General features: G+C 35.7%; 12 protein-coding genes. 2 read left to right on the top strand and 10 right to left on the bottom strand.

Going from position 1 to position 9,763, the window contains the following annotated elements; genetic code table 11:
- Positions 1-101: 101 nt before the first annotated feature.
- From RRY75_RS06655 to RRY75_RS06610, 10 genes are all read right to left on the bottom strand, one after another.
- On the bottom strand, positions 102-809 hold the full coding sequence (locus RRY75_RS06655) for a LytR/AlgR family response regulator transcription factor (RefSeq protein WP_332527464.1): 708 nt from the start codon (positions 807-809) through the stop codon (positions 102-104).
- Positions 810-881: 72 nt separating this feature from the next.
- Positions 882-1,277 (bottom strand): gamma-glutamylcyclotransferase family protein, encoded by a 396-nt coding sequence (locus RRY75_RS06650; RefSeq protein WP_332491637.1) that lies wholly within the window; start codon positions 1,275-1,277, stop codon positions 882-884.
- A gap of 75 nt (positions 1,278-1,352) precedes the next feature.
- Complete coding sequence (gene pcp, locus RRY75_RS06645; protein ID WP_332491639.1) at positions 1,353-1,994, bottom strand: pyroglutamyl-peptidase I; 642 nt, start codon at positions 1,992-1,994, stop codon at positions 1,353-1,355.
- Positions 1,995-2,064: 70 nt separating this feature from the next.
- The gene (locus RRY75_RS06640) at positions 2,065-2,979 is read right to left on the bottom strand and encodes a DUF979 domain-containing protein (protein WP_332491641.1); all 915 of its coding nucleotides are present in this window, start codon (positions 2,977-2,979) and stop codon (positions 2,065-2,067) included.
- Complete coding sequence (locus RRY75_RS06635) at positions 2,979-3,656, bottom strand: DUF969 domain-containing protein (RefSeq protein WP_332527465.1); 678 nt, start codon at positions 3,654-3,656, stop codon at positions 2,979-2,981. Before RRY75_RS06635 ends, RRY75_RS06640 begins: the two co-directional genes overlap by 1 nt.
- Before the next feature lie 294 nt (positions 3,657-3,950).
- Entirely contained in the window at positions 3,951-5,207 is a 1,257-nt protein-coding gene (locus RRY75_RS06630) for an NAD(P)-dependent oxidoreductase (protein WP_332527466.1), read from the bottom strand.
- Between the two features lie 72 nt (positions 5,208-5,279).
- On the bottom strand, positions 5,280-5,510 hold the full coding sequence (locus RRY75_RS06625) for a glutaredoxin domain-containing protein (protein ID WP_332491646.1): 231 nt from the start codon (positions 5,508-5,510) through the stop codon (positions 5,280-5,282).
- A gap of 2 nt (positions 5,511-5,512) precedes the next feature.
- Entirely contained in the window at positions 5,513-6,451 is a 939-nt protein-coding gene (locus RRY75_RS06620) for an NAD(P)/FAD-dependent oxidoreductase (protein WP_332491648.1), read from the bottom strand.
- Positions 6,452-6,665: 214 nt separating this feature from the next.
- Positions 6,666-7,169 carry a CarD family transcriptional regulator gene (locus RRY75_RS06615; RefSeq protein ID WP_332491649.1) on the bottom strand — a complete coding sequence of 168 codons (504 nt, stop codon included), beginning with the start codon at positions 7,167-7,169 and terminating at the stop codon, positions 6,666-6,668.
- Positions 7,170-7,509: 340 nt separating this feature from the next.
- Positions 7,510-8,610 carry a hypothetical protein gene (locus RRY75_RS06610; protein WP_332527468.1) on the bottom strand — a complete coding sequence of 367 codons (1,101 nt, stop codon included), beginning with the start codon at positions 8,608-8,610 and terminating at the stop codon, positions 7,510-7,512.
- A gap of 179 nt (positions 8,611-8,789) precedes the next feature.
- Between RRY75_RS06610 and RRY75_RS06605 the strand changes: the two genes are divergently transcribed.
- Positions 8,790-9,062, top strand: coding sequence for a hypothetical protein (locus RRY75_RS06605; protein ID WP_332491653.1), 273 nt, complete (start codon positions 8,790-8,792; stop codon positions 9,060-9,062).
- Positions 9,063-9,105: 43 nt separating this feature from the next.
- The coding region (locus RRY75_RS06600) for a CshA/CshB family fibrillar adhesin-related protein (protein ID WP_332527469.1) at positions 9,106-9,763 on the top strand (658 nt) is incomplete at its 3' end.

The raw sequence follows: 9,763 nt of genomic DNA, 5'->3' as shown, positions 1-9,763 counted from the left end.
CCTATCTATTTGGTGAATATGAAGCAATCCACTTCCTACACCTATTACAAAAATAAGTGTGATTAATCCTATTTTTAATTGCCTTTTCAACCCTTTGCCCCCTATTTTATGTAATCCACATAGTTCATAAACTGTTCTTTAAATTTTTTATATTTTCTTTGAGAGACATAGAGGATATCCCCTTGTGTCAAAACAATTTTTTCCCTATTTAAATGCTTCACATATTTAAGATTCACCAAATAACTCGTATGAGGATGCGCAAAGCCAAAAGGTTGTAACTTGTCATTCCATTCACCAAGAGAAATACTACTCTTATAGCAGCCATCCAAAGTATAAATAACTACTTTTCTTGACTCAATGGCCAAATATTTAATACTTGCAATCTCTACTTTTTTCATTCCTCCATCTTCCTTGACTAGTACACTCCTTCTACTTTGGTTAATCTCGTCAAAAAGCTGTACCATCATCTCATAAAAAGCATCTACCTCAATAGGTTTAACAATGTAGCGATAAGCTCTTACTACATAGCCTTCTGACCAGCTATTTTCTAAAGCTGTCACAAAAATAATTTGTACCCTCTCATTAACTTTACGAATTTTTTTAGCTACTTCTATTCCATCTAAACCATCCATCTGTATATCTAATATCAACACATCATATTGGTTAAACTCACTATTTAGCAATGCTTCTCCAGACAGATATGTATCCACTTCAAGATCGATATTTTCATGGTTATGTATTTGCTCAAATATCTTGATTAGTTGATAGTGCCATACTTTTTGATCCTCACAAATGGCTATTTTATACATTTTTCCCCACCTCTTTAATTCATCTTAGCTATCATTATACGAAGCTTCTTTTAGAAATGCAAGAAAAGGCCTTTACTTGTGCATAAAAGCCTTCCAATCTCCATGATGAATATATTCTCCCTCTTTTTGTGCTTCTTTTTCATTAACATAAGTATAAGCCCAACACCACTCTTGTCTACCATCTTCTAACACTATCTTATGTTTTCTACGTACATATAAGTTATCTTGGCCTTCGCCTAAATAACCTTCTAGGAAGTCTAAACTTTTCAAAAGTTTATGCTGACTCATGGTCATTACTTCTCCATGTATATCATCTGTTCCAGAAATCACAGCTGGGTAACCTGCTGGCAAATGATACATGCTCCCTTTAATGGTGCCTTGTTCAATATGACATACTCTATTTTTAAGTACTTTATCATAGTTCCAAAAATCTTGGCGAAGTGAACCATATACAAATATTTTTTCCATATTATTTTCTCCTTTAAATAAAGGCTGTTACAAAAAATATACAAGTAATATTTGTCAACCCTAACTACAAAATACTTAGCAAATAGTGCCGGCTGCTACTTTTAAGTCTTCATCTACTTCACTCATGGTACGCAAGCAAATTTCAAGACCTTTTGTAATGTCCTCAAGAGACATAGATGGCATATTCCCCTTGGTCACTACTTGTTGTGGAATATAAGGTACATGGATAAATCCACCCTTCATATGTGGATAATGCTTATGAATCATGTACAGTATCCCGTACATCACGTGGTTACAGACAAAGGTACCCGCTGTATTGGAGAGTGAAGCAGGGATGCCTGCCTTCACCATTTCCGCTACCATAGCTTTTACTGGTAAGTTTGTAAAATAAGCATTCTCACCCTCTTCAAAAACTGGGCTATCTACTGGTTGTTGCCCTTCATTGTCTTCAATACGTGCATCATCTACGTTGATTGCCACACGCTCAGGTGTTATCCCAAATCGTCCACCTGCTTGTCCAATAGATACAACCACATCAGGATGATGAACTTGTATCGCTTCTTCAATCTTTTCTAAGCTTTTGTTAAATACTGTTGGAATTTCAAGTTTAATTACTTGTGCTCCCCCAATAGTATCTGGTAATTTCTTCACAGCTTCTAAGGCTGGGTTAATAGGCTCTCCCCCAAATGGGTCAAATCCTGTAATGAGTATTTTCATAATAGATTTCCTTTCAGACCTATAGCTTATATCATGCTATTATTGTATTTTGATTCAGTAGATAAACTTTCTAGAATGCCCAAAAGTACATCAGCACAATATGGATGATAAGAAGAGGGATAGCGAGTACTGCTTGATGCTTGATAACTGCATTCTTATCTTTAGTTTGCAATAATACTGCTGGAAGCACATTAAAGTTAGCTGCCATAGGTGTAAGTAGTGTACCACAGTATCCTGCCGTTAAAGCAAGGGTAGAGGCAATAATTACATCACCACCTTGTGCAAATACAAAAGGTACACCAATTCCTACTGTAATCACCGAAAAAGCTGCAAAAGCATTGCCCATAATCATAGTGAAGATCGCCATGCCTAAACAATATGCCGTCACTCCAAGTAAAATATTGCCTTCTGGAATAACTACCGCAATCCCTTGAGAAATGACATCACCTACTCCTGCCTCTGTAAAGAGTGTGCCAAGAGAAGCTAAAAGTTGAGGTAAAATGCATAGAGCCCCAATAGCTTGAAGCATGCGGTTTCCATCCTTTGCCACTGCACTTACAGGTGCTTTAGTAAGCAGTAGTGTAAATCCAAGAGTGATACACGCTGCAATCCCAATGGCTACTACGCCACTCAAACTTGTAAACTTCGCCACACATACAACAATAATCACAATAGCTAAAGAAGGGAGGAAAATTTTGTTCCCTAGTTTTTTAGCCTGTTCTACTGTAAATGCATGATCGGGTGCATCCACTTTACCCATATTCACTTGCTTAGTTGCAGTAAGTAAACCTATCACAATTAAAAGTCCACCTACTACTGTACCTGGCAAGTAGCTTCCAAAGATAAAGATACTCCCTAAAATGGCCCAGAATGCTGTTGTCCCCATACGACTTTTATGCGTTTCATCCTTAAAGATGTTAAAGGCAACTAAGTACATTAAACATCCTACTAATACATAAAAAAGTTCTAATAAGAAGTCTCCCATTACTTAATCCCCCTTTTCTTTTCTATTAATTTACGAATACTACGGTCTAAGTGCATATTTTGAATGACGCCAAGTACAAGCGTAATAATAGCTACAGGTATGGCAATTTGTGCAATTTGAAGTGTATCGCTTGTATAACCTAACTCTTCTAATGTACCTGCAATAAGCAGTACTCCTGAGTTCGCCATAAAAATATTTTGAGCAAAGAAGTTTCCATAGTTGTCTGCTGCTGCTGACGCTGCTTTAATCTTCTCTTCTATTTCCTCATCCAGTTCTTTGTACTGACTAACAGCTGCTCCATTTGCCATTGGCTCAATCAGTGGTCGTACAAACTCTGCATGCCCTCCTAGACGTAAGCCCATTGCAATAGCAATCTCTCGAATAAGTAAATAAAGAGATAAAATTTTCCCTGTTGACATATTTTTAATACTTTTAATGAGTTCTATAGCACGTTGTTTAAGTCCATAGCGCTCGGAAATTCCAATGATTGGTAGAATCAATAAGTAAAGTGCCATATGTCTTTGCTTGATAAACGTATCGCCAATGGTGCCTAAAATGTCTAAGATACCCATATCCGCTACAAGACCTGTAACAATACCTGCAGTTAGTACAACCGCGATCGTATCAAACTTTAGGACAAATCCTATAATAACGATTACAATTCCTATTAGTTCCATCATGTCCCTCCTTATAAGTTAGCTAACTTTATTACACCTACATTTTATCTTAAAAACTACCTTTTTTGCCTTTTTATAATCTTTAAATCTTATGTTTATACATTTTAAAAATTTTCATTCATAACAATGAATTGTTTCTATAAAAATATTCAATTACAGTATCCCCATAAATACAAAAAAAATTACTTATAAGTGACTTATTGCCTCTTATAAGTAATTTCATTCCCCCATTCGCTTAGCACCTATTGCTCTATCCCCTTTACGCAAATCTCCACTATAATTCACAACATTTTCTTACTTTTTTTCCATCAAGAAATCCTCTATACTTTTTGCTACCATTTTGGCATTAGCAACTGCTTCTACAACAGTGCGTGCACCTGTTACCACATCTCCTGAGGCAAAGACACCTTCTTGGGTTGTATGCCCTGTCTCATCTGTAAGAATAAGTCCTGATGTACCCACATCTAAACCTCTAGCCGTAAGCACAATATTATTTTTAGGCACTTGACTCACAGCAATAATGATGGCATCTGCCTGTATCAACTTTTCACTTCCTTCAATTTTGACAATACGGCTTGTACCTTCTTCATCTTCCATGCCTTTTGTCTCTAAAGTAATGAGCCCTGCATCGGTAATCTCTACTGGTGTCCTAAAGGTAGCAAAGCCTACACCTTCTTCTTGGGCTTCTTTAATCTCTACTTTTGTAGCTGGCATATCTGTAAAATCTCTTCGGTAGACAATCGTTACTTCTTCCGCACCACTACGCTTGGCAGTTCTTGCTGCATCCATGGCCACATTACCTGCTCCAATAACAAGCACCTTTTTCCCAAGACTATAAGACTCAGGTGATTTGAGATAGTTCACAGCATAGTGCACATGCCCTAATGTCTCTCCTTTAATGTTAAGTGGCTTAGGATTCCATACACCTGTCCCTATAAAGACAGCCTCATAGCCATCTGTTTGAAGGCGCTCTAGTGTCACTACAGGGCCAATAAGGGTATTATACCTAATTTTTACACCTAGCTCTAAAAGCCTTTTTTGAATCAATTCTAAAAGTACTCTTGGCAGTCTAAACTTAGGTATACCATAGCGAAGCATTCCTCCTATTTCTTCATTTTTTTCAAAGATCGTAATTGCATAGCCTTTTTGCGCCAATATCAAAGCAATTGTAATTCCCGCTGGACCAGAGCCCACAATAGCTACTTTTTTGCCATTTAAAATTGGCTTCTTATAACTTATTTCTTCTAAATATTTTTGGGATATGTAACGCTCCATCTCATAGAACTGGATAGGCTCTCCCTTAATTCCTTTAATACAGTTACCATAACACTGCTTCTCATGAGGGCATACAATGGCACAAAGTGCTGATAGTGGATTGTTCTCAAACAATTTTTCCCCAGCTTCTATAAGCTTATCTTCTTGAAAAAGCTTAATAATCTCTGGAATAGGTGTCTGAATAGGGCAGTGCTTTTGACATCTTGCATTTTTACAACTTAAACATCTACTCGCTTCTTCTAATAAAGGTTTCACATTTCCTATAGTTGTTATCATTCTTTATCCTCTTTTTAAAATTATTATTTAATAAAAACGAGCCGTATGCCACAGCTCGTTTTTAAATTATTCTTATAAAGTTTTTAGTGCTTCATCTATCTTTTGCTTATCGAATCCTAAGATAACTTGTTGATTAATTGTTGTAACAGGTACAGATCTTTGACCAGATACTTTTAATACAACGTCACGATCTTCCTTAGCATCTGCAACCGTTACTACTTCATAAGGTATACCTTTTGTATCTAAATATTTTTTTACTTTTTGACATGGTCCACACCATTCTACTGAATATACTTTAATCATTACTATCTCTCCTTTTGGCTTACAATATATTTTTCTGCTTTTAGAGCTGCTATTGTTCCATCGGCTACAGCCGTTGAAATCTGTCTAAATTCTTTTTGTCTTACATCACCCGCTACATACACACCCGCTACATTTGTTTGCATACTTTCGTCTGCTAAGATATAACCATCCTCACCAATGTTGACAAAGGGTTTGAATAAATCTGTCTTAGGCTCTGTTCCAATATATCCAAATACAGCCTTTAGAGGGATTTCTTTTTCCTCCCCTGTTTGAACATCTTTGACTTTAGCATACTCTACAAAATGATCTCCAGCGACATCTATAAGGTCATGATGATAAAGAATTTCTATATTGGCTGTCTCTTCTACTTCTTTTAATACTTTTGCTTCTGCATGAAACCCATCATACCTTCTAATGATGAGCACTTTAGATGCCATTCTAGCTAAATACATAGCCTCTTCTAATGCTGCATTACCACCACCTACAACACCTACAACCTCACCTGAATAGTTGGCTCCGTCGCATACAGCACAATAGTGAATCCCTTTCCCTAAGTAAGTCGCTTCATGAGGAATAGGTAATTTTTTAGGCTTAGCACCTGTCGCAATGATTACTGCTTTAGGCTTGTAGAGGTAGTCTCCTGTTTCCACAATTTTCTCATCATCTGTCAGTGTCACCTTTTCTATAAAATCAAACTCATCAATAGTAACACCTTCTGCTGTAGCTTGTGCTTCCATGCGTTCAGCAAGTTCAACACCTGTAATCGTTTTAAACCCAGGATAGTTCTCAATGGTATAGCTTGAACGTACTTGCCCACCAATGATGTCATCTTCTAATATTAATGTATTTAAATTGGCACGTGCCCCGTAAATCCCAGCTGTTAAACCAGCAGGCCCCGCACCAATAATAATTAAATCGATTTGCTTTTCTTCTTTATTCATTGTCTAACCTCCTTACCTAAATGTTAAGCCTAGTATTTTCATTCTAAAGATAGCTATGCACTTTATAGATATAATATGCTTTAAAATACATTCTACAATATTATTATATACGAATTATTATCCTTTACAATATTTTATTTTAAAAAAGATCCATTTTCGCCCCAATACTACCGTTCAAAATTTATGTCTATCAAAAAAGCTAGCTTAGAGGGGACTAAGCTAGCTTTATTTTTTCTAAGATTAAAGGCTCTACTTCTTCTTTTGGCATATTCAGTACGAAAGCCAATTCTTTGTTAAGTTCTTCTTTTGCCAAATTAAAATATTTCTCATCACTTGCCGTCATTTTCTTGCCCTCAGCTTTACGCTCTTCTCTGAGGCCGTACACCATCTTAATGACTTTGACCCATTCTCTACACTTACAGCTACGCATAGCTTGCTTATAGGTCTCTTCTTTTCTTCTAAAATCCGCAATCTCTAGTGCTTCAATATCTTTCACTTCATCAAGTAACGCCCATGCCTCTTTCGGGGTCATGACAGGACGCATGGCAACTTTGTTGTTATCTGTTGGAGTAAACACTTTGCTAGCTGGTGCATAGATAGGCACTAATAAATAGTACTCTCTTTCATTAGAAGGCTCTTGGAAATCCATTTTCCCGATTTCTTCCACCTTACACACATTGTTAGAACCGTAAACGATGTAATCACCTACTTCAAACATCCATTCTCCTCCTCTGCCTTTATTGTATTTTAAATCTACTCATACTTATAGTTTATCAAAGGAAAGTCTTCCTCGTAAGGAGTTGTTGAACGAATCATCGAAGATTAGTTACTTTGATCCACAGCGTTAAAATGGTTGTTGCACACTTTAACTATACAAATATCTTATTCTCATATTAACACTTTTAGATACTTATTGCAAATTATAGAATAAGTAATCTTTTTAGAATTTTTCAACCCCTTCTGTTATGGCCTCTAAATATTTAAATACTTCATTGGAATTGTCATCTAAGAGAAAAGGTAAGATGCTTTTAAATAAGCACCTTACCTTTTCTCTTCATTTACATATACTCATTCAAATCTTTCATACACTCGTCATACATTTCACAACAATCACACACATCATTTTTTTGAATGCTTTCTAGCTTTAAATATAATTGTGACTCTAATTGTGTAATATGAATAATAGTTTGTTTTACTGAGTCATTTACACATAGTAACTTATCTATATTATCACAAAGCGCTACCGCCTTTTGTATTTTTTCTCCTTCTGCATTTAAAATATGTGCAATAGCAGCTTCCTCTAATGCAATAGAATGAATAACTTCGTATTTAGCCTTATAGTAGCGTTTCTTAAAATACAAAGAATCATCACGACAATTTTGTTGCTCACAACAGTTGCTACAATTGCACTCACTATTCATTTCTTCGAAATTTTCGCAACTAAATTTAGGTGCTTGATTTTCGTAAAACTGAAGATCACACATCAGTATCCCCCTCTTATGAGAACAATTTTCCGATAAGAGTAAACAAATCTTATAGCTAGTGAACTGTTCTATTTTATTATTCATACATGAAACTAGGCATATGTCCTCTACAGTATATCCTTTTGGAATACCTCTATTAAAATCTTTGTAGCCTTCTGGAACACAAACTTCTATAAATTGCTTACAATCCTCTTGATAGGAAACTACTTCACAAAGGGGCAAAGATAAAATTGCCTTGTTAATCATTGTTTCCTGTCTATTTTGTATATAGACTAGATTATCGCACCCCTTTTCCAAATATCCGGTATAACTAGGAAATGCAATCCATATTTTTTTCTCGCAGCAATTATAGCTTATTCCTGTTGCCTTAAATCGTCTAATATTTTTTATATAAATTTTATTTATTTCATTAAAGCATGAATCAATCTGATAAATTACAGATGCATTGTTATCTGAAATAGCCCAGTAGCACCTCTCTATACTATCAAAACAGATACTCGTATATTTATGTTGTGCGCATATCGTTTCTAATGTATTAAAACTTTCATCTACTAAAATGATTCTACTGTTGCATGGATCTAAACAAACAAAGCGTAATCCATTAAAAGTTATACTTGTAATGTCCTCCAAATAGAATGTTCTCATACAAGTACAGCAACGTTTTTGGTTATCCATCTACTTTCCCCCTTTAATTAATAAAATTTAGTCACCAAAGATTACTTTTCAGCATATAGTACAGTGTACCTGGAATGTTCCCACTTAAAGGGTATGTTTACAAAATCAATAGGTACATTTCAGTATATGCATTTTTTTGAAAATTGTTCCAACAAAATTCTATATAAGGAGGGTGTATTATGGGAATGCCTGTCATCAAACCAAGTAATATTACACGCGAACAATCAGTGGGAGATCTAATTGAATCTATTGCATTAGAAGAAAATTCAATTGCACATATCTTGAATGCTGAAAGTGAAAAGTTAAATACTATCATCTCTCAACCTGCTGTCACGCCACAACAAATTATTGCAGCCAATAAATCTGTAAAAAATACAGTGGATGCAATCATTAGCTTGGAAACTGTATTACAGTCAAAGCTTAGTTTGCTTAAATGTATGATATGTCAATAGACCTATTTTCTATTAAATTTTATTTAAACAAGGAGGAATATAAATGTCATTAGTATATGCAAACCCTGGCTCTGGGCCAAGTGCAGGTGGAATAGGGTGGGTTAATTTTGAAAACTTAGTTTTAAACCCTGGTCAAACTCAGTTAGGTATTACCGGAACTTTAAACGATGGTTCCACCGTTACATTTGATATTGAATCATTAGGAAGTTCTATCGTTCCTTTCACTACTTCTCAACCCCCACTACAATATTCACAATTTGGATTAGGACAATATACAAATATCCAAGGTAATGTAGCCTTGCGTACTCCATTACTTTCAGCTTATTCATCAGCTAGTACATTAGTATTAAGTAATATTGTTGTTAAGGATAGCAATGGAAATCCTGTTCCTAATTATACCGCTGTAGTTGCAGATGCAGAAAGTACTAATAAATTCCCTCAATACACTGAATACTTGGAACTTTTGACCGATGGTGGCGCATGGGATTTACTAAGTACTATAGGTGGAAACCCACCTTCCTTGACTGGAACGAATACGCCTTCTGTTACGATAACAGGTACTAACCAAAGTACTCAAGCATCTTATGTTTTAACTACACAAGCACCCTCTACACTCACCCTTTCACTTTATGGACGTGGAGCAGTCGCTATAGGCTTTGCCATTACGAAAGTATCATTGTCTAAGAATATAGGTGATAGAA

Source organism: Niameybacter sp., assembly GCF_036655075.1.
Classification (GTDB): domain Bacteria; phylum Bacillota; class Clostridia; order Lachnospirales; family Cellulosilyticaceae; genus Holtiella.
The sequence above is the reverse complement of the archived record's forward strand: the minus strand, read 5'-3'. Positions and strand labels throughout refer to the sequence as shown.